At 38.1% G+C, this 18,141-nt stretch carries 17 protein-coding genes and 2 pseudogenes; 8 read left to right on the top strand and 11 right to left on the bottom strand.

Annotated features, from left to right (window positions below; all coding sequences use genetic code 11):
* Position 1 precedes the first annotated feature (1 nt).
* The 6 genes from AC012T_RS02195 to AC012T_RS02170 all read right to left on the bottom strand — a co-directional run bounded on the left by AC012T_RS02195 (position 2) and on the right by AC012T_RS02170 (position 7,732).
* Positions 2 to 2,434 (bottom strand): hypothetical protein, encoded by a 2,433-nt coding sequence (locus AC012T_RS02195; protein WP_487062685.1) that lies wholly within the window; start codon positions 2,432 to 2,434, stop codon positions 2 to 4.
* Positions 2,435 to 2,505: 71 nt separating this feature from the next.
* Positions 2,506 to 2,955, bottom strand: a complete 450-nt coding sequence (locus tag AC012T_RS02190; protein WP_487062684.1) for a DUF29 domain-containing protein — start codon at positions 2,953 to 2,955, stop codon at positions 2,506 to 2,508.
* Positions 2,956 to 3,023: 68 nt separating this feature from the next.
* The gene (locus AC012T_RS02185) at positions 3,024 to 3,215 is read right to left on the bottom strand and encodes a hypothetical protein (protein ID WP_487062683.1); all 192 of its coding nucleotides are present in this window, start codon (positions 3,213 to 3,215) and stop codon (positions 3,024 to 3,026) included.
* Positions 3,212 to 5,452: a WD40 repeat domain-containing protein gene (locus AC012T_RS02180; RefSeq protein ID WP_487062682.1), complete on the bottom strand. Its 2,241-nt coding sequence runs from the start codon at positions 5,450 to 5,452 to the stop codon at positions 3,212 to 3,214. The genes AC012T_RS02185 and AC012T_RS02180 overlap by 4 nt, the downstream gene beginning before the upstream one ends.
* Positions 5,453 to 5,697: 245 nt before the next feature.
* Positions 5,698 to 7,266: an AAA family ATPase gene (locus tag AC012T_RS02175; RefSeq protein ID WP_487062681.1), complete on the bottom strand. Its 1,569-nt coding sequence runs from the start codon at positions 7,264 to 7,266 to the stop codon at positions 5,698 to 5,700.
* A gap of 313 nt (positions 7,267 to 7,579) precedes the next feature.
* Complete coding sequence (locus AC012T_RS02170) at positions 7,580 to 7,732, bottom strand: hypothetical protein (RefSeq protein WP_487066784.1); 153 nt, start codon at positions 7,730 to 7,732, stop codon at positions 7,580 to 7,582.
* Between the two features lie 110 nt (positions 7,733 to 7,842).
* On the opposite strand from AC012T_RS02170, the pseudogene AC012T_RS02165 reads away from it, so the two are divergent.
* Both AC012T_RS02165 and gloA2 read left to right on the top strand, forming a co-directional pair.
* Positions 7,843 to 8,633: pseudogene (locus AC012T_RS02165) on the top strand (IS4 family transposase); the annotation flags it as partial.
* Between the two features lie 75 nt (positions 8,634 to 8,708).
* Positions 8,709 to 9,092 (top strand): SMU1112c/YaeR family gloxylase I-like metalloprotein, encoded by a 384-nt coding sequence (gene gloA2 / locus AC012T_RS02160; protein ID WP_487062680.1) that lies wholly within the window; start codon positions 8,709 to 8,711, stop codon positions 9,090 to 9,092.
* A gap of 179 nt (positions 9,093 to 9,271) precedes the next feature.
* On the opposite strand, the gene AC012T_RS02155 is transcribed toward gloA2, so the two are convergent.
* The gene (locus AC012T_RS02155; protein ID WP_487062679.1) at positions 9,272 to 10,348 is read right to left on the bottom strand and encodes a PIN/TRAM domain-containing protein; all 1,077 of its coding nucleotides are present in this window, start codon (positions 10,346 to 10,348) and stop codon (positions 9,272 to 9,274) included.
* Between the two features lie 258 nt (positions 10,349 to 10,606).
* On the opposite strand from AC012T_RS02155, the gene hemW reads away from it, so the two are divergent.
* From hemW to AC012T_RS02140, 3 genes are all read left to right on the top strand, one after another.
* Positions 10,607 to 11,791 carry a radical SAM family heme chaperone HemW gene (gene hemW, locus AC012T_RS02150; RefSeq protein ID WP_487062678.1) on the top strand — a complete coding sequence of 395 codons (1,185 nt, stop codon included), beginning with the start codon at positions 10,607 to 10,609 and terminating at the stop codon, positions 11,789 to 11,791.
* A gap of 62 nt (positions 11,792 to 11,853) precedes the next feature.
* The gene (locus AC012T_RS02145; RefSeq protein WP_487062677.1) at positions 11,854 to 12,114 is read left to right on the top strand and encodes a hypothetical protein; all 261 of its coding nucleotides are present in this window, start codon (positions 11,854 to 11,856) and stop codon (positions 12,112 to 12,114) included.
* Positions 12,111 to 12,566: a type II toxin-antitoxin system VapC family toxin gene (locus AC012T_RS02140; RefSeq protein WP_487062676.1), complete on the top strand. Its 456-nt coding sequence runs from the start codon at positions 12,111 to 12,113 to the stop codon at positions 12,564 to 12,566. The genes AC012T_RS02145 and AC012T_RS02140 overlap by 4 nt, the downstream gene beginning before the upstream one ends.
* 49 nt (positions 12,567 to 12,615) lie before the next feature.
* Here AC012T_RS02140 and AC012T_RS02135 read toward each other — a convergent pair whose 3' ends face one another.
* Complete coding sequence (locus AC012T_RS02135; protein WP_487062675.1) at positions 12,616 to 13,023, bottom strand: universal stress protein; 408 nt, start codon at positions 13,021 to 13,023, stop codon at positions 12,616 to 12,618.
* 87 nt (positions 13,024 to 13,110) lie between these two features.
* Here AC012T_RS02135 and AC012T_RS02130 point away from each other — a divergent pair, with 87 nt between their 5' ends.
* Positions 13,111 to 14,313: a phosphoglycerate kinase gene (locus tag AC012T_RS02130; protein ID WP_487062674.1), complete on the top strand. Its 1,203-nt coding sequence runs from the start codon at positions 13,111 to 13,113 to the stop codon at positions 14,311 to 14,313.
* A gap of 204 nt (positions 14,314 to 14,517) precedes the next feature.
* Positions 14,518 to 14,934: a DUF29 family protein gene (locus AC012T_RS02125; RefSeq protein ID WP_487062673.1), complete on the top strand. Its 417-nt coding sequence runs from the start codon at positions 14,518 to 14,520 to the stop codon at positions 14,932 to 14,934.
* 42 nt (positions 14,935 to 14,976) lie between these two features.
* Here AC012T_RS02125 and AC012T_RS02120 read toward each other — a convergent pair whose 3' ends face one another.
* Both AC012T_RS02120 and AC012T_RS02115 read right to left on the bottom strand, forming a co-directional pair.
* On the bottom strand, positions 14,977 to 15,405 hold the full coding sequence (locus tag AC012T_RS02120; protein ID WP_487062672.1) for a type II toxin-antitoxin system VapC family toxin: 429 nt from the start codon (positions 15,403 to 15,405) through the stop codon (positions 14,977 to 14,979).
* Positions 15,402 to 17,327, bottom strand: a complete 1,926-nt coding sequence (locus tag AC012T_RS02115; RefSeq protein ID WP_487062671.1) for a DUF4209 domain-containing protein — start codon at positions 17,325 to 17,327, stop codon at positions 15,402 to 15,404. The genes AC012T_RS02120 and AC012T_RS02115 overlap by 4 nt, the downstream gene beginning before the upstream one ends.
* 118 nt (positions 17,328 to 17,445) lie before the next feature.
* Here AC012T_RS02115 and pgk point away from each other — a divergent pair.
* A pseudogene (pgk, locus tag AC012T_RS02110) lies at positions 17,446 to 17,568 on the top strand (phosphoglycerate kinase); the annotation flags it as partial.
* Between the two features lie 58 nt (positions 17,569 to 17,626).
* On the opposite strand, the gene AC012T_RS02105 reads toward pgk, so the two are convergent.
* Positions 17,627 to 18,106, bottom strand: coding sequence for a response regulator (locus tag AC012T_RS02105; RefSeq protein ID WP_487062670.1), 480 nt, complete (start codon positions 18,104 to 18,106; stop codon positions 17,627 to 17,629).
* Between the last annotated feature and the right edge of the window lie 35 nt (positions 18,107 to 18,141).

The following is an 18,141-nucleotide window of genomic DNA, read 5'->3' as shown; positions in this document are numbered from 1 at the left end:
TTTACTCTCCCTCTAACCGCAGAAAATGAACCCGTCCTGATTGTTCTCCTGCCGCAATTATCAACCCATCTGGGGAAACTGCACAACATATAATAGATGTGTCACCAGTAAAAGTAGAAATTACCTCTCCTGTTTGCAAATCCCACAGTTTTATGGTCTTATCATCAGAACCAGAAACCGCTTTTTTTCCATCATTTGCAATTGCTACTGACCTAACCCAATTTTCATGACTAGTCAGAGTAGAGATTTCCTTTCCCGTCTCTAAATCCCACAGTTTTATGGTCTTATCATCAGAACCAGAAATTGCATTTTTACCATCTGGTGTAATCGCTACTGTTTTGACTCGCATAGTATGACCAAAGAGAGTAAAAATTTCCTGATTTGTTTCTAAATTCCACAATTTTAGGGTGTTATCCCAAGAACCAGAAATGGCTTTTTTACCGTCTGCTGTAATCGCTAAAGACCAGATTGCACCTCTATGACCCCAAAAAGTATAAATCTCTCTTCCTGTTTCTAAATCCCATAATTTTAGCGAGTTATCTTCTGAACCAGAAAGGATCTTTTTACCGTCTGGTGTAATAGCAACTGCCCAAATTGAACCATGATGACCTCTGTTCGCGTAGCGTTCCGAAGGAAAAGTATAAATTTCCTTTCCTGTTTCTAAATCCCACAATTTTAGGGTGTTGTCAGATGCAGCAGAAACAGCTTTTTTGCTATCAGGTGTAATAGCTACTGCTTGTATCCAAGAATTATGACCTGTGCTTGTATACTCTTGCAAAGGAAGAGTTAAAATTTCTGTTCCTGTTTGTAAATCCCACAGTTTTAGAGTTTTATCATCAGAACCAGAAACGGCTTTTTTACCATCAGGTGAAATTGCTACTGTATTTACCCAATCATTATGACCTTTGTTCGCGTAGCGTTCCGAAGGAAGGGTAGAAATTTCTTGTTCTGTATCTAAATCCCACAATTTCAAAGTTTTATCATCAGAACCAGAAACGGCTTTTTTACCATCAGGGGTAATCGCTACTGCATTTACCCATTCGTTAAAACCTGTGAGGATAGAGATTGATTTTCCTGTATCCAAATCCCAGAGTTTTACAGCTTTTTTACCATCTGGGGTAATGTCTAATTTGTTGACAGAATCATTATTATTTATATAATGTTTAGAAGCAAGGGTAGAAATTTCTTTTCCTGTTTCCAAATCCCACAATTTTAATGTTTTGTCATAAGCACCAGAAACAGCTTTTTTTCCATCTGGTGTAATTGCTACTGACCTAACCCAATTATTATGACCAGTGAGGGTAAAAATTTCTTGACTTGTTTCTAAATCCCAGATTTTCAGGGTATTGTCATCAGCACCAGAAACGACTGTTTTCCCATCTGGTGCGATCGCTACTGTTCTCACCCAACTGTTATGACCTCTTAGGGTAAAGATTTCTAAACTCGTTTCTAAATCCCAGATTTTCAGGGTATTGTCATCAGAACCAGAAACGGCTTTTTTCCCATCTGGTGTAATTGCTATTGCATTTATACAGTTGTCATGACCAATGAGAGTAAAAATATCCTTTCCTGTTTCCAAATCCCATAGTTTTAAGGTATGGTCATCAGAACCAGAAATGGCTTTTTTACCATCTGGTGTAATTGCTACTGCATTGACGCAACTGTAATGACCAGTCAGGGTAAAAATTTCTTTACCTGTTTCTAAATTCCATATTTTTAAAGTGTGGTCATCAGCACCAGAAATGGCTGTTTTCCCATTTGGTGCGATCGCTACTGTATTGACATAACTGTAATGACCAGTGTTCGCGTAGCGTTCCGAAGGAAGGGTAAAAATATCCTTGCCTGTGTCCAAATCCCATATTTTTAAAGTATTGTCATCTGAAGCAGAAACAGCTTTTTTACCATCTGGTGTAATTGCTACTGCTCTGACTGAGTTATTATGACCTGTGAGGGTACGCAGCAGTTTTCCGTCAGGAGTAGTTAAGCTGGCTGTAATCGGACGAAATCGGGGAATTTCACTTTTACTTTCTGCTGCATCATTTAATATTTTCTGAATATCTGAATTTTGAAGACTCTGTAATCTACCCCAGAATTGCCCTATTAATTGATTTGGGTCTTGACTCAAAACATGGGCTGATAATTGTAGGGCATTTTGAATTAATTTCAGGGTTTTAATTTTTGCGGTTTCTAGTTTTTCATCTGCTTCTAAATTATCTAATATCTCTGGGTTGGCAATTAAATCATAATCTTTAATTAGGGCTTCTACTCCAAAGTTAGGAGATTGAATTTTCAGATTAATAAAATCAAAATCGGTGAGGGTTTGATAATATTTTTCAGAGTTTCCCGCTTTTAATTGTTGTTCAGGAAATTTACCTAAAAACATATTTTTAAATTCTGTTGATTTTGCGGTTAATTTATTAGCAAGATTCCCCATTTTATTTATTTCACCTTTTTATTTAGATCCTCAACTTGTTAAGGAAGTGGGATATCCGGTATATTATTTAATTATTCCCAAAAATCCACATTTAGCATTGCATTAATATCACAACTAAATGGCCATATATCAGGAAATTCACACTGTGGATAACCCTTACGAACGAGTTTAAGAGAATTTGCATAAGCCTTATCAAATACTTCGATAAAATAGGGTTTGAGACTTGGTGAATCTGCTAATAAATCTTCTATAGCAATCCTTTGTTTAATAATAGATTCTACCCAACCACGATAACAATCAGGCATATTCACATATGTTCTCTTGAGAATATGTTCTAAAAGTTCTCTGAGTCTACTTTCTAACTCACGTTTATCTGAACGCCCCAAACTATCTATCTCCTCAATTAAATTATCAAAATCTAAACCGTCAATATCCCTATTACGTAATTTGTTGACAATATCTTCAATCCAGAGTAAATAATCTTGCTCATATAAAGATACTTCTGTTTGTATCTGTGTCATGGTTTTACTTCCTAATTCAATTTAAAACATAGATATTCAACTATATTAACTGAAATTACTAACTAGATTCAATGACATTTAATAGAAAACTGTTCATTCACCATAGCTTCGCTATTGACTAATTTATATTTTCCTGATTTAACTAGCTTGAAAATTTTAATAACTGCTTCACCTTCTAAACAATTTCTATCATAACTCCAATCATCAAAAGGGCGATTTAAAAAACAAATATCAAGATAAATAAAATCAGATTTGCTCACTGTATATCCCCTCCCTCCAACCGCAGGAAATGCACCCGACCTGATGATCCTCCAGCGACAATTGTTAAGCCATCTGGGGAAACTGCACAGCAATACATAGAACTTTCACCAGTAAAAGTAGAGAGTTCCTTTCCTGTCTGCAAATCCCACACCTTCAGGGTCTTGTCAACTGAAGCAGAAACGGCTTTTTTGGCATCGGGGGTAATTGCTACTGCTGGTACCGAGGAGTTATGACCTGTTAGGGTAGAGAGTTCCTTTCCTGTCTGCAAATCCCACACCTTCAGGGTTTCGTCACGTGAAGCAGAAACGGCTTTTTTGCCATCGAGGGTAATTGCTACTGCTCGTACCGAGGAGTTATGACCTGCCAGGGTAGAGAGTTCCTTTTCTGTCTGCAAATCCCACACCTTCAGGGTCTTGTCATAAGAACCAGAAACGGCTTTTGTGCCATCGGGGGTAATTTCTACTGCTCGTACCCAGTTGTTATGACCTGTCAGGGTAGAGAGTTCCTTTCCTGTCTGCAAATCCCACACCTTCAGGGTTTCGTCACGTGAAGCAGAAACGGCTTTTTTGCCATCAGGGGTAATTGCTACTGCTTGTACCCAGTTGTTATGACCTGTCAGGGTAGAGAGTTCCTTTCCTGTCTGCAAATCCCACACCTTCAGGGTCTTGTCATAAGAACCAGAAACGGCTTTTTTGCCATCGGGGGTAATTGCTACTGCTTGTACCGAGGAGTTATGACCTGTCAGGGTAGAGAGTTCCTTTCCTGTCTGCAAATCCCACACCTTCAGGGTTTCGTCACGTGAAGCAGAAACGGCTTTTTTGCCATCGGGGGTAATTGCTACTGCTTGTACCGAGGAGTTATGACCTGTCAGGGTAGAGAGTTCCTTTTCTGTCTGCAAATCCCACACCTTCAGGGTGTTGTCAACTGAAGCAGAAACGGCTTTTTTGCCATCGGGGGTAATTGCTACTGCTTGTACCGAGGAGTTATGACCTGTCAGGGTAGAGAGTTCCTTTCCTGTCTGTAAATCCCACACCTTCAGGGTGTTGTCAACTGAAGCAGAAACGGCTTTTTTGCCATTGGGGGTAATTGCTACTGCATTTATCCATTCGTTATGACCTGTCAGGGTAGAGAGTTCCTTTCCTGTCTGCAAGTCCCACACCTTCAGGGTGTTGTCAACTGAAGCAGAAACGGCTTTTTTGCCATCGGGGGTAGTTGCTACTGCTTGTACCGAGGAGTTATAACCTGTCAGGGTAGAGAGTTCCTTTCCTGTCTGCAAGTCCCACACCTTCAGGGTGTTGTCAACTGAAACAGAAACGGCTTTTTTGCCATCGGGGGTAGTTGCTACTGCTCGTACCCATTCGTTATGACCTGTCAGGGTAGAGAGTTCCTTTCCTGTCTGCAAATCCCATACCTTCAGGGTTTCGTCACGTGAAGCAGAAACGGCTTTTTTGCCATCGGGGGTAATTGCTACTGCTCGTACCCATTCGTTATGACCTGTCAGGGTAGAGAGTTCCTTTCCTGTCTGCAAATCCCATACCTTCAGGGTTTCGTCACGTGAAGCAGAAACGGCTTTTTTGCCATCGGGGGTAATTGCTACTGCTTGTACCCAGTTGTTATGACCTGTCAGGGTAGAGAGTTCCTTTCCTGTCTGCAAATCCCATACCTTCAGGGTCTTGTCATAAGAACCAGAAACGGCTTGTTTGCCATCGGGGGTAATTGCTACTGCTTGTACCGAGGAGTTATGACCTGTCAGGGTACGCAGTAAGTTTCCACCTGGAGTAGTTAAACTAGCTGTAATCGGACATAATCGCGGAATTTCACTTTTACTTTGTGCTGCATCTGCTAATATTTGCTGAATGTCTCGCTGTCGAAAACTCTGCAATCTTCCCCATAATTGTCCTACTAATTGATTTGAGTCCTGATTCAAAACATGGGAGGATAATTCTAGAGTCTGTTGAATTATTTTCAGGGTTTTGATTTGTTCTAGTGTTAGTTTTTGATCATCTGCTAGGTTTTCTAATTTTTCAGGATCTTCAACTAATAAATAATCTCTTGTTAAGGCTTCTATTCCAAATTTAGGAGATTGAATTTTTAAAGAAATAAAATCAAAATCCGTGAGAGTTTGATAATATTTCTCTATGTTTCCAGCTTTTAATTGTTGTTCAGGAAATTGACCCAAAAACAAACTTTTAAACTCTGCTGTTTTCGATGTTAATTTAGTGGCAATATTTCCCATATATTTATTTTTCTGTAGTTATTTAATATTGTTATATTGTAGGGTGTGTTATCTTAACGAACCACAGAAACACAGAGAACACAGAGACAAAAAATGAGTAATCTTTAGAGTAGGGAAGGAGTAATTTCATCCTGTACATCCTTTAACCCTGGACATCCTGATTCTGACAATAATTATGGTGCGTTACGCTGTCGCTCTAGCGTAGCCATGCCCGAAGGGCTATACGCACCCTACATGGATTTTGTTTATAAGTCCATCTGGTTCAGCATATAATTAGCCATAATTTCATAAACTTCTCTAAACAGTTTTCGACCTGTTTTTAATTTATCTTGCCCTTTGAGAAATTCCAGAAAACTGCGATGATAAATACTATAGTAAGTTTTTTGTTCCTCTGCATTTACTTTCGGTGTGACATATTCAATCCAATCATCTAAAACATCTTTAACATCATATTCATCTTCATCCAGAATATCTGCAATCAAGTTTAGAGATATGGGTTCACCTCTTTCTACTAAAATATAAAGTATTTTTACTTTCTTTTCATTGGCTTCTTTATCCATTCCCATTCGTGTCCAATGACTTGTATAATAGTCTTGTAGACCTTGGGGTAAACCCGTTAAAGTTAAATCATTATATTTACCTTCAGCGATGCCTGGTAATAAATAGCGTAAATAGATGAAATTATTTTCACTCTTAACCGCTATTTCTTGAATAAAATTATCCTCAGAAATGTTGCGTTCATTTATCCAATTTCTGAGTTTTTGCTCATTATTCAATGATAAGTGCAGATACTCTTTTACGTCTTCTTGACTCAAGGCTGTATAATCACCTTTTGTTAAATCTAATTCATCTACAGGAGTATCTGGAGACAAATTCAAACGCTTTGTTTCTTGATTATAAGGTCTTCTTGTTAATAAAAAATAAATTCCATCAGGCAGATTTTGTGGTAAATCTAAAAGATTACTATTTCCTTCTTGTTCTACTTCATCTAGTGCATCAACAACTATGACTAGTTTTTGTCCTTGGAGTTTTTCACTGGTTTTTTCTAGTAAAGTTCTTAAATCAGCGTTATCTGCGTTTTGGAGAGAATAACGTTTGATTAGTTGTTGACGAATGCTGGCTAAAAACTTTTCTGGTTTGTTGCGTCCTTCTGCAAAAACGTTGAAATAGCAGGGAAATTTGGTGGCTAAGACGTATTTAGCTGCGATCGCACTTTTACCCATCCCTGCATCCCCAATTACGGTAAAATAACCTTTGGGTTGGGTGGTGAAAAATTGATTAATAGCTTTAAAAACGAAATCACGCCCGCAAAATAAGCGAGTTTTTTCAAAGATTAAAGCTTTAAATTCTTTGGGATAAACGTCTAAATTCCAATCTGGATAGGGTTGATATTTTGAAGATTTGGTTTGTTTGGCAACTGCTATAAAAGCTTCACCAAATTCTTCTAATTCAGCCGAAAAGTTGATTTTTGCATTAATTATATGCGTTTTTAGTTCGTTATTTTGATTAAGAAACTTTTTTGTATTCTCTACAAACTGAAAGGGAGAATTATTACTATAAGCATCCCAAAAATAATCTTTAATTACTTTTTCTCTAAACAGGTTTAAGATTGCTTCCGGTTTAAACACTCCATACTTGACCAGAGTATAACCATAAACTGTATCAACATCATCAAGAATTTGGGTGGGATTGAGTTTTAGTTCTTGTAAAACTTTGATGACAGCTTCATTTTTTTGAGCTTGTTTAATGATTATTTGACTAGCTTGAGGGGCATATTTACTAATCACTGAAGTAATGGCGGCAAATTCTATCATGGTTGATTACCCAAAATTTACAATATTTACTACGTTATTAATGCGTAATTACAGTTATTTTCAGGTAAATGTAGCATATTTTTGGATTTTCCGCATAAACCCAGTAAGGATGTTTGTAATCTGACATCTTGCATCAGTTTTAATAACCGCCATGTGTGTCCTTACCTGAGTTCGGAGTTTCTCCTATGCCTACGGCACGGCTTCGCCGAATGGAGACGCTACGCGAACGGAGTTACTCTTTTTAAGAGTGAGAGAATAAGGGTTTGAGACTCTTACTGGGGGGGAGTTTTCCACAAATTATCTTATGTCGAACTCAGGTAAATCCTAGTTTTCGGTAGTAATTTTCTTGATTTGTAATTGCTGGTGTCAGTAATCTTTCCAGTTGCTCTGCAATTACTTCGTCTTCCACCATTAGTCTGTGTTTCTTTTTGGCATGGTCTCTATTGGTTTTTTTGCTGGTCGTCATGGCTAGTCTCAATCGCTCAATTACTTGTCTAGATTGAGTTTCCCACTATTTTTGACTTCTGCAAATACCACCCTTGACAATTTCCCCTTTTCCTTAACTTGTCACTAATGGTATATTTTGAATTATTACCAAAGTTAGGCAGCAGTAACTTTGAGGAGCAATCACGGATAGTGAAGAAAACTTTACCCATTTTTAATAACTATAAAATTTGCGTATTAGGTGATAGAGAATTTTGTTCTATAAAACTAGCAAACTGGCTAAAAGACCAGGGTTTATGTTTTTGTACAAGACTTAAAAAGAGTGAATTTGTAGAAATTAAAAAAGAAATTTGGGTAGATTTAAATAATCTAGGTTTATCACCAGGAGTTGCTTTCTTTTTGGACGGAGTTAAAGTTACGAAAAACATGGTTTTACCAGCTTTAATGTTGCCTGTAAATGGAAACGTAAAATCTTAGGAGTAGCGCCAAAGGAAGGGTGGTTTATTTTAACTAATTTAGATAGTTTGGAATTAGCGATTTCCGCCTATAAAAAGCGATTTTGTATAGAAGAAATGTTCCGTAATTTTAAACGTGGAGGTTATAATTTAGAAGACACAAAGGTTACAGGTGAGCGGTTAATATCTATGATTTTATTAATATCAATTGCGTATACTAGTGCGACAATACAAGGGCAAGAAATTAAACGCAAAGGTATCCAAAAATATATTGGTCGAGTGAAGGAATATGGGCGTACAGAAAGAAGACATAGTAGTTTTTATATTGGATTATATGCCCAATCTTGGGTTAGTTTCATAGACAATTGTAGGGAATTAGTCAGGTCACTATTGAGACTATCTCCTAATAAGCGTAAGTATTATCAACAGGGTGAGAGAGCTATGAGGCTTATTCTGTCTGCATCTTAACCATTTTTGTCATCCCGTCAGGATTGCTATATATTTTCACCAATCAAACCAGATTCCTATATCTAATATACTTGTATGAAAATTTTAGGTGTTCATCATGTTGCTATTATTTGTGCTGATTATCAAAAATCAAAACAATTTTATGTTGAAGTTTTAGGCTTTGAGATTATTCAAGAAACTTTCCGCAGCGCCAGGAATTCCTATAAATTAGATTTAAAAATAGGAAATATTCAAATTGAATTATTTTCTTTTTCTCATCCTCCCCAAAGGGTTAGCAATCCTGAAGCTTGTGGTTTAAGACATTTAGCTTTTGCCGTTGAGGATATTGAGGAAAGTGTGAGTTATTTAAAATCTCACAATATCGAAGTTGAAAATATTAGAGTTGATGAGATTACAGGCAAGAAATTTACATTCTTTCAAGACCCAGATAATTTACCCTTAGAGATTTACGAGACTTAATATCTCAGCCTTATCCCCCAAGTCTTGCCCTTGCGACAATGTAAAAAACCTAAACCTGTGAGGGGGAGGGGTAATTTTGTATATCACGCTTAAAATTTGTATAAGGGATTTCCAAATAAAAATCGGTGTAGGAAACTGCACCGATTTTCAGGATTAATTCTATTTTCCGCACATTTCCCTCACGCTAATGCGGAAGCTTGAGGTTTGGCAAAAATCATCCTACCAGCGGAGGTTTGTAAAGCACTGGTGACAACTACCCGTAATTCACCACCAACATAACTGCGGCCTTCTTCAACGACTACCATTGTTCCGTCGTCTAAATAGCCGACACCTTGAGTCGGTTCTTTACCTTCTTTGAGAATTTTCAAATCTAGATTATCTCCAGGTAAATAAGAAGGACGAACTGCATTTACTAAATCATTGACATTTAAAACTGGGACTTTCTGCACACTAGCAACTTTAGATAAATTGTAGTCATTAGTTAATAGTGTACCGTTGATTTCTTGGGCAAATTTTACCAATTTAGCATCAACTGTGCTAATATCTTCGTAGTCTGCTGGGTTGATGAGAATGCGTTCAGGGTAAGTTTCTTTAATGCGGTTGAGTATTTCTAGCCCCCGTCTTCCCCGCACCCGCTTTTGATCTTTGCTGGCATCAGCAACTTGTTGTAATTCTTGTAAAACAAATTGCGGTACAAGTATAACTCCTTCCAAAAATCCTGTTTCTAGTAAGGTTTCAATGCGACCATCAATAATGCAACTAGTATCTAAGACTTTGGTATTAGCTGGTTTCAAGGTTCCTTCTACCACTAAGGTTTCTACGGTGTTGGGATTAATTAACCGTAATAAACCCCGTCCGTGAGTATCTGCCAAATTCATGCCAGTGACAGAAAGTATGATGCTGCCGACAACTGCCACGAGAGGTTTAATAAATCCAAAATCTGCGGGAATGGGTAGTAAAAATAGCGGGGCTAACATTAAATTGGCGAGTAATAGCCCAATTACTAAGCCAATGGCACGGGTTAAGATGACTTCGAGGGGCATTTCGCGGACTTGCGCTTCTAAGCGACGATATGCCGTTTGGAAACTCAGCCCAATTGCACCACCTAGAATAGCAGCAAAGACAGCCACCACTAAGCGCAATGCGTCTAGGTTTGTGACTCCGTTGAGGGTTCCAGGGGGAAGTAGTTCGGTGCTGTAGTAACCTATTCCCGATGCAGCCAGAATAAATGAGATAATGATAATGAAATCAAGCATGATTGTGGTTTTTTCCTACAACTGTGATTTACCCAGTAGAGTCAGGTATTTTTTAGATCAACGGTGAGATTGATTGAGAAATATGGACTTAAGCTAGGGGTTTCGGCAGTTAATACAATATATGCAAACATTATAACTAAAGAGTTTTCGCTGCATAACTATTCTTATTTTTGTTGTAAAAAGATAACAAGTTGTAAACAAACTACTCATTTTCACGATTTGTATTTGTCCATGAAATTAATTTAATTTTTGATCATAATGAGCCTAAAAGATGTTGCTGTTCAATTTCCCAGTGCGGCTTACGTGCATATCCCCTTTTGTCGGCGACGGTGTTTTTATTGTGATTTCCCGGTGTTTGTGGTGGGCGATCACTCGCGGGGAGAAAATTCTGGTACTATTGCCCATTATGTTGAGGCAGTTTGTCACGAAATCAGCATCTCACCAGCCTTTAGTCAACCCCTAGAGACGATTTTTTTTGGTGGTGGTACGCCTTCGCTGTTATCGACAGAACAGTTGCAATGTATATTAACAGCGTTAGATAGGCGTTTTGGCATTGCTAAGGGGGTAGAAATTTCTATGGAAATGGACCCCGGTACATTTGATTTGACGCATATTACGGGTTATTGTAGTGCGGGTGTAAACCGGGTAAGTTTGGGTGTACAAGCTTTTCAAGATGAATTTTTAAAAGTGGCTGGGCGATCGCACTCAGTTAAAGATATCTTTGCAGCTATAGAGTTAATCCACCAAGTCGAGATACCCGAATTTAGCTTAGACCTAATTTCCGGGTTGCCACATCAGTCTTTGGTTCAGTGGCAAGATTCCCTTACTAAAGCGGTAGAAATTGCCCCCACCCATATATCTATCTATGATTTAACCATTGAACCAGGGACAGCTTTTGGTCGTTATTACAAACCAGGAGATAATCCCCTACCGACAGATGAAACCACTGTTCAAATGTACCAACTAGGGCAGAAAGTCTTAACTGGTACAGGTTATGAACATTATGAAATTTCCAACTATGCCAAAAGCGGACATCAATGTAAACATAATCGAGTTTATTGGGAAAATCGTCCTTATTATGGTTTTGGTATGGGTGCAGCTAGTTATGTGCAAGGTAAACGTTTCACCCGTCCCCGCAAAACTAAAGAATATTATCAATGGTTGGAAAATGGCGCTGTAATTGATTGTGAAGTCACCCCACCAGCGGAAGAATTGTTAGAAACTTTAATGCTGGGGTTGCGGTTAGCAGAAGGTTTGAGTTTAACGGTGTTGTTAGAGAAGTTTGGAAAAGGAAAAGTAGAGAAAATTAAACAATGTTTACAACCTTATTTTGAGAAGGGTTGGGTGGAAGTTGTGGGGGAAAGATTGCGTTTAATTGATCCAGATGGGTTTTTGTTTTCTAATGTGGTGTTGGCAGATTTGTTTGAGAAATTGGGGTATTGAAGCAGTAATTTGCAAACAAGATAAAGCTGTTGTTACAATTAAATAAATAACCATTAACCCAAATGTCTAAAGAACTAATTGAATTGATGCGACTAGCAGACGCACTCACACCGGATGAACAATTGAGTTTCATTGCTTACCTAACCCAAAGGCTACAACTTTGTGAAATCAAACGTAAACCACGCCGCAATCTCACAGAACTGGAAGGAATTGCACCTAATCTACTAAGTGGTATGGATGCCCAGGAATATGTCACACGCATGAGACGTGGAGAGTTCCCTGATTTAGAAATTGAGGAAATGAACACAAGGAAACCAGCGTGAACGTTGAAGAAAGTTTACAGGGTGTAACACGCATATTTTTGGATACTGCACCAGTTATTTACTTTGTTGAGCGCAATCTACAATACTTGGCAACTGTCAGAAAGGTGTTCAATCAAATTCGGGACGGTTCTCTAATAGCTGTCACTTCACCAGTGACTTTAGCAGAATGTTTAGTTTCTCCTTATCGTTTAGGGCAGCCTCAATTAGAGCAGGACTTTATCGACACAATTGTTGATGGTAACAACACTATTTTTATGCCAATCAATAGCCCTCATCTAGCAATAGAAGCTGCTCAAATCAGAGCTAAATATAATTTACAATTACCTGATGCTTTTCAGATTGCTGTTGCTCTAAATGCAGAATGTGAAGCTTTTCTGAATAATGATATCACCTTCAAGCGAGTCACAGAATTACGTATATTAATATTAAATGATTTTAATTCTTCTACATAAGTAAAATTTTTTGATGGTGCGTTATTTGATTAACGCACCCTACAGGTTTTTAAGGAACAATCAAAACTGGACAAGGGGAAAGATTAATAACGCGACTGGTGACGCTATCAGTTGCACCTTCATCAGTTAAGCCTAAACCCCGACAGCCCATAATAATTAAGTTGGCCTCAATTTCATCAGCCACATCACAGATAGTAAAGGCTGGTTTACCTTGTCTTTCCAGGACTTCGGCTGTAATACCCTGCTGTGAGAATAAGGCTTGGGCATTTTCCAGAAGTTTAGCAACGGCCTCTGGAGACATCATAGGATCAGCATTAGGCGCGTCTGGGGCGGCTTCTTCCACCACAGACAATAGAACCAAGCGACTGCCATATTTCTGCACAACGTTGGTAACTACTTCGGCCGCTTCCCGTGCAGCGCGACTTTGATCAATTGGAAACAGAACAGTTTTAAACATAGATCACCTCAGCACCCCTCACTCCGGTAAAATCTTGATAGTTATATTCCAAAACCATAACAAAAAGGCAATCAGGAGAGTTTGGCTGTGTCGAAAAAAAGTTTAGCAAGTTTATCTGCGGCGGATGTATCTGGAAAACGCGCTTTAGTACGGGTTGATTTTAACGTGCCTGTGGATGATAAAGGCAGCATTACCGATGATACCCGGATTCGGGCTGCGCTGCCAACTATCCAGGATTTGACCAAAAAGGGTGCTAAGGTCATTCTAACAAGTCATTTCGGCCGTCCCAAGGGTGTAGATGACAAATTACGTTTAACACCTGTTGCTAAACGCCTTTCTGAGTTGTTGGGACAAGAAGTTGTCAAGACTGATGACTGTATTGGTGATGATGTGGCTGCTAAGGTTGCAGCTTTGCAAAATGGCCAAGTGCTGTTATTGGAAAATGTCCGCTTCTACAAAGAAGAAGAAAAGAATGATCCTGAATTTGCTCAAAAATTAGCAGCAAATGCTGATTTTTATGTAAATGATGCGTTTGGTACTGCACACCGCGCCCATGCTTCTACAGAGGGTGTAACCAAGTTCCTCAGTCCTTCTGTGGCTGGTTATTTGGTTGAGAAGGAATTGCAATATTTACAAAGTGCAATTGAAGAACCTAAGCGTCCTTTGGCGGCTATTATCGGCGGTTCTAAGGTTTCTAGCAAAATCGGCGTAATTGAAACTCTGTTGGAAAAGTGCGATAAGTTGATCATCGGCGGTGGGATGATTTTCACTTTCTATAAAGCCCGTGGTTTGAGTGTTGGTAAGTCTTTGGTAGAAGAAGACAAGCTGGAATTGGCTAAGGCTTTGGAAGCTAAGGCTAAAGAAAAGGGTGTGGCTTTGTTGCTACCTACAGATATCGTTTCAGCAGATAAGTTTGCTCCTGATGCTAATGCTACTACTGTCAGCATTGAGAATATTCCTGCTGATGGTATGGGTTTAGATATTGGCCCTGATTCTGTGAAGGTTTTTCAAGCGGCTTTGGCTGATTGTAAGACTGTGATTTGGAACGGCCCTATGGGTGTGTTTGAGTTTGATAAGTTTGCTGCGGGTACGGAAGCGATCGCACATACTCTAGCAGAAATCGGCAAAACCGGCACAACTACCATTATCGGTGGTGGTGACTCTGTAGCAGCTGTGGAAAAGGTAGGTTTGGCTGATCAAATGAGCCACATTTCTACTGGTGGTGGTGCTAGTTTGGAGTTGCTAGAAGGTAAGGTTTTACCTGGTATTGCAGCTTTAGATGAAGCGTAAGCTGTAAAAGTCCACTAACTAATGACAATTTGAGCAGGGGTGCGGTATGCCGTACCCTTGCCGTTGTCTATAGTTAATAGTTTTAGTAGCACCTATTAGAAAGTATTCAAAAAGATCAATGGTTCAGTATTTTTAATGTTGAGAAAGAAATTAAAGGTTTGAGAGCTATGCTAGAAATAGCAAACTTCAAGGAGAGAGCAAATCATGGAAGAATTACTAGAACTCAGGGAATTAGTAGTTTCTGGCAACCTAGAAGCGGCTCTATCTTTAATTGATGAATTGGAAGAAATGAGCAAAGAAGATAAAATTAATAAAATTTATAGCTATTGTGTAGTGCTTTTAGTTCATTTAATTAAACAACAGGCAGAAAAAAGGACAACTCATTCTTGGGATGTTTCTATTCGCAATGCTACTGATGCAATTGATCGGATCAACAAACGCCGAAAAGCTGGAGGATATTACATGAACAAAAAAGAAATAGAGGAAATTTTATTAGAAGCTTATAATCGAGCTTTAGATAATGCGGCCTTAGAAGCCTTTGGTGGAATTTACGATGGATTAACCTTAAAAAATATGGTAGAGCAAGAATTAATTATCCAACAGGCTTTAAATTTAATTTAATATTAAATTACAATGCAATCTCGTAGTCCCACACATCAAAAACTATAGATTTATGGTCCAATCTTCAAGTTTTAAATTAGGAACTTTGATAAAATCTTTGTAATTTTGAGTTACCACAATTCCATCATTAACTAAAGCTATTGCGGCAATTCTTAAATCTTGTGTACCTGTATTGATTTTTTGCTGGCGTAGTTTTTTAAAAAATTCGCAAGCTGCTTCATTAAAATCTAATAAATTCATATTACAAAAGTAACGTTGAGTTATTAGTAAATTTTGGTGAGCAATTGGTAATAATTCTGGTTTAGTAGCACATCTACTAATAGCGGCTAATCTACCTTTTAATTGTTCTTCAAGTGTCACGGTTGTAATAAATATATTGGCAATTCCAACATTTTTTGCACGTTGAGCAATATTAGGATTTCCATGTTGAGAAAAAGTAACAATATTAGTATCGAGAATATATCTGCTCACGCTGTTTGATTCTCCTCTAAATAAGCTTCATAAGCAGCTACTTCTGCATCTAATTCACGGCGGTTTGCAGCCATATCTTCTACAAATTCATCAAAAAGTGGGTCGTCTTTGAAAATACCATCAAACTGAACAAGAGGATTAAAATCTTCTGCTTGTTTTTGGTTCAAAATTGGCAAACAGCAGAAACGCAATGTAACCCACCATAAATAAGACATGATAGGACTATTGAATTCATTATCACTAATTAAACCATGAGCCATGCGGTTTCTTAAATTACTTCCAGCATCTTCAATGAGTAAACCTCTGAGATCGAAAAGCGTATCTTCATCAAAAATAGATGTTATATCTGCCATATAAAGCATTTTATTCAAATCATATTCGTGTTGAATACCATTCTCAAGCTTGGAGGTTATTACATCTTGCTTTTGCCAAAGTAACTCACGGATAGAATTCTCAATTTGCGGAATAAGAATATGGGTTGATGTAAAGAAATCTCCAGATAGGCCAGCGTAAAGACCTTTTGCAAATAAATATTCTCTTCCTTGTGGCACAAAAGGACTGTATGAAATAATTTTCAGTAAATCATCAACTCGTATGCTATGTTCTAAATTTATCTGATATCTAGCTGGTTCGATATAAGCTTGTGCATGAAACTGTTGGTGGAATCTGGCATTCCTGTACGCTTCAAAAATAGTTGCTTCTTCAGATTCTTTGGCATCATTTGATAAAACTGATGCAGATTGATGAGCTATGAATTTACCCTTACTGTTTGTCATTACTTTTGGGAAAAAAGATGCTAAATAATCATGAGCATTATTTTTCACCTGTTGTTTAAGTTTACAAACTTCTGGAGGACTAACTAATAAAGCTAAAGAAAAAATAGCATCTTGAAATTCTTTTCCTTTCACATAGTTTCTGGCTTGTTCTACTTCAACACTAATGTTTACACCTGGATGGGAAATATTAATCAATTCTTGTGTAGACTCTTCCTGATATTGAAGTAAAATTTTATGGCATTCTTCAGCCCGTTCTTTTGCTGTTGTAGTTTCCTCTTTTGTACCTGGAATTCTCTTAAAAGCTTCCACTGCATCTAGCATAAAATGTGATGCAACTGAGTAACTAGGTGATGTTCTCTTTAGTGCATCCTCAGCTTCTTTAACAAAAGTTTCAGCAGCTTGCATTTTTGCTGTACGTTCTTGTTCTCCATTCTTTTCAATATGATGCCATTTTGCTTTTATTTCCCAGTAGTTACGTGCTTTACGCCAGTCATTATTTAATTCTGCTAATGTTGCAGCTTTTTCAGCAATACCAGCATATTTACTCGGATCACCAAATCGAAATTCTAGCAAAAGTTCCATTAACTTTGCTGATAGCCAAAGAGGATCTTCTCCTTTGTAACGATCCAAAACTTCTTCTATATATGTAAAAACAGTTTCATATTTATAATTAATTTTGCGTGCTAACCTCAGCACCCTTTCAATTCTATCTGTACAATAAGGCCATTCTTCAGGATGTTCTAATTCTTTAGCAGATTCTAAATAAGCATCAACCGCTAACTGTCCCATTTGATAGTCACGCTTTTTCACCCAAAGAATATCAGCTACTCTTGCTTTAAGTTCTGGATCTAATATTTCAAGCGCAATGTCACTAAGAAAGTTTAATTGTCCCTCTGTGAGGTTGCTAAAAACTTCATTAAAAAATTCGTCATTTGATTCTGGCTTGATAGCAGCACCAGTTACAGCGGACAAAATTTCAAAAACTGCCTGTTCTCTGATATTTCCTGCTTCTTTTGCTTTCTTTGCTTTATTCCAGAATGTCATGTCATAGCTCTGACAATCTTTTCTCTCGCTGTTATCAACTACTTCTTTCCAGCCAGATTTAATAAAATCTTCTTTACTCAGAGGAGGGTTTAGTGATGCCATAGTTTAATATTAGTAAATTATTCAGATACTTATATATTAGCTCAAATTGCTCTTAAACGTTGTACTATACGTAAAGACTGCTGCGGGTACGGATGGGAACTGACAAGTCAGCGCTTGCGCGATCGCACATACTCTAGCAGAAATTGGCAAAACCGACACAATAACCATTATCGGTAGTGGTGCTAGTTTAGAGTTGTTAAAAAGTAAAATTTTACCAGGTGCAGCTTTAGATAAAGCCTGATCAGGTTTACAGTTTCTTCCTTCATTGTCCAATCAGCAGAGACGCTAGGCATTAAACCTCAAGAAATGGGGACTCGATTAAATAAAACCCAATAAAATCCAAGCTGTTGGACTGCTTGGTTAAATTGTTCAAAATCTACAGGTTTGACGATATAGCTATTCACCCCCAGTTGGTAACTTTCTATTACATCTCTATCTTCGGCAGAAGAAGTCAACACCACAATGGGAATTGTTTGGGTGCGGGGGTCAGATTTGAGTTGCCGTAAAACTTCCAATCCGTTTACTTTTGGTAGTTTCAAATCTAGTAAAACGACTTTGGGTTGATTTGTTATAGTCCGATCGCTATATTTGCCCCGACAAAAGAAAAAATCGAGGGCTTCTGCTCCATCTTGAAGCCATTGCACTTGATTTCCAATTTTGGCGCGACGTAAAGCCCGCATAGCTAATTCGGCATCAGCAGGATTATCTTCAACTAACACAATAGATATCGGTTGTTGAGAAGATGTATCAGTGGGCTGATCAATGAGTTGGTCAGTCATTATATTATGGTAGGGAACAAGATTAGAGGATGGGA

This window comes from Anabaena sp. EIM26 (assembly GCF_057568715.1).
Note: the sequence above shows the minus strand (reverse complement) of the source record. Positions and strands in the feature narration are given on the sequence as shown.

Coding starts and splice junctions, on each gene's coding strand:
- AC012T_RS02195 (WP_487062685.1), bottom strand. CDS start 2,434: ATGGGGAATCTTGCTAATAAATTAACCGCAAAATCAACAGAATTTAAA.
- AC012T_RS02190 (WP_487062684.1), bottom strand. CDS start 2,955: ATGACACAGATACAAACAGAAGTATCTTTATATGAGCAAGATTATTTA.
- AC012T_RS02180 (WP_487062682.1), bottom strand. CDS start 5,452: ATGGGAAATATTGCCACTAAATTAACATCGAAAACAGCAGAGTTTAAA.
- AC012T_RS02175 (WP_487062681.1), bottom strand. CDS start 7,266: ATGATAGAATTTGCCGCCATTACTTCAGTGATTAGTAAATATGCCCCT.
- AC012T_RS02170 (WP_487066784.1), bottom strand. CDS start 7,732: ATGACGACCAGCAAAAAAACCAATAGAGACCATGCCAAAAAGAAACAC.
- gloA2 (WP_487062680.1), top strand. CDS start 8,709: ATGAAAATTTTAGGTGTTCATCATGTTGCTATTATTTGTGCTGATTAT.
- AC012T_RS02155 (WP_487062679.1), bottom strand. CDS start 10,348: ATGCTTGATTTCATTATCATTATCTCATTTATTCTGGCTGCATCGGGA.
- hemW (WP_487062678.1), top strand. CDS start 10,607: ATGAGCCTAAAAGATGTTGCTGTTCAATTTCCCAGTGCGGCTTACGTG.
- AC012T_RS02145 (WP_487062677.1), top strand. CDS start 11,854: ATGTCTAAAGAACTAATTGAATTGATGCGACTAGCAGACGCACTCACA.
- AC012T_RS02135 (WP_487062675.1), bottom strand. CDS start 13,023: ATGTTTAAAACTGTTCTGTTTCCAATTGATCAAAGTCGCGCTGCACGG.
- AC012T_RS02125 (WP_487062673.1), top strand. CDS start 14,518: ATGGAAGAATTACTAGAACTCAGGGAATTAGTAGTTTCTGGCAACCTA.
- AC012T_RS02115 (WP_487062671.1), bottom strand. CDS start 17,327: ATGGCATCACTAAACCCTCCTCTGAGTAAAGAAGATTTTATTAAATCT.
- AC012T_RS02105 (WP_487062670.1), bottom strand. CDS start 18,106: ATGACTGACCAACTCATTGATCAGCCCACTGATACATCTTCTCAACAA.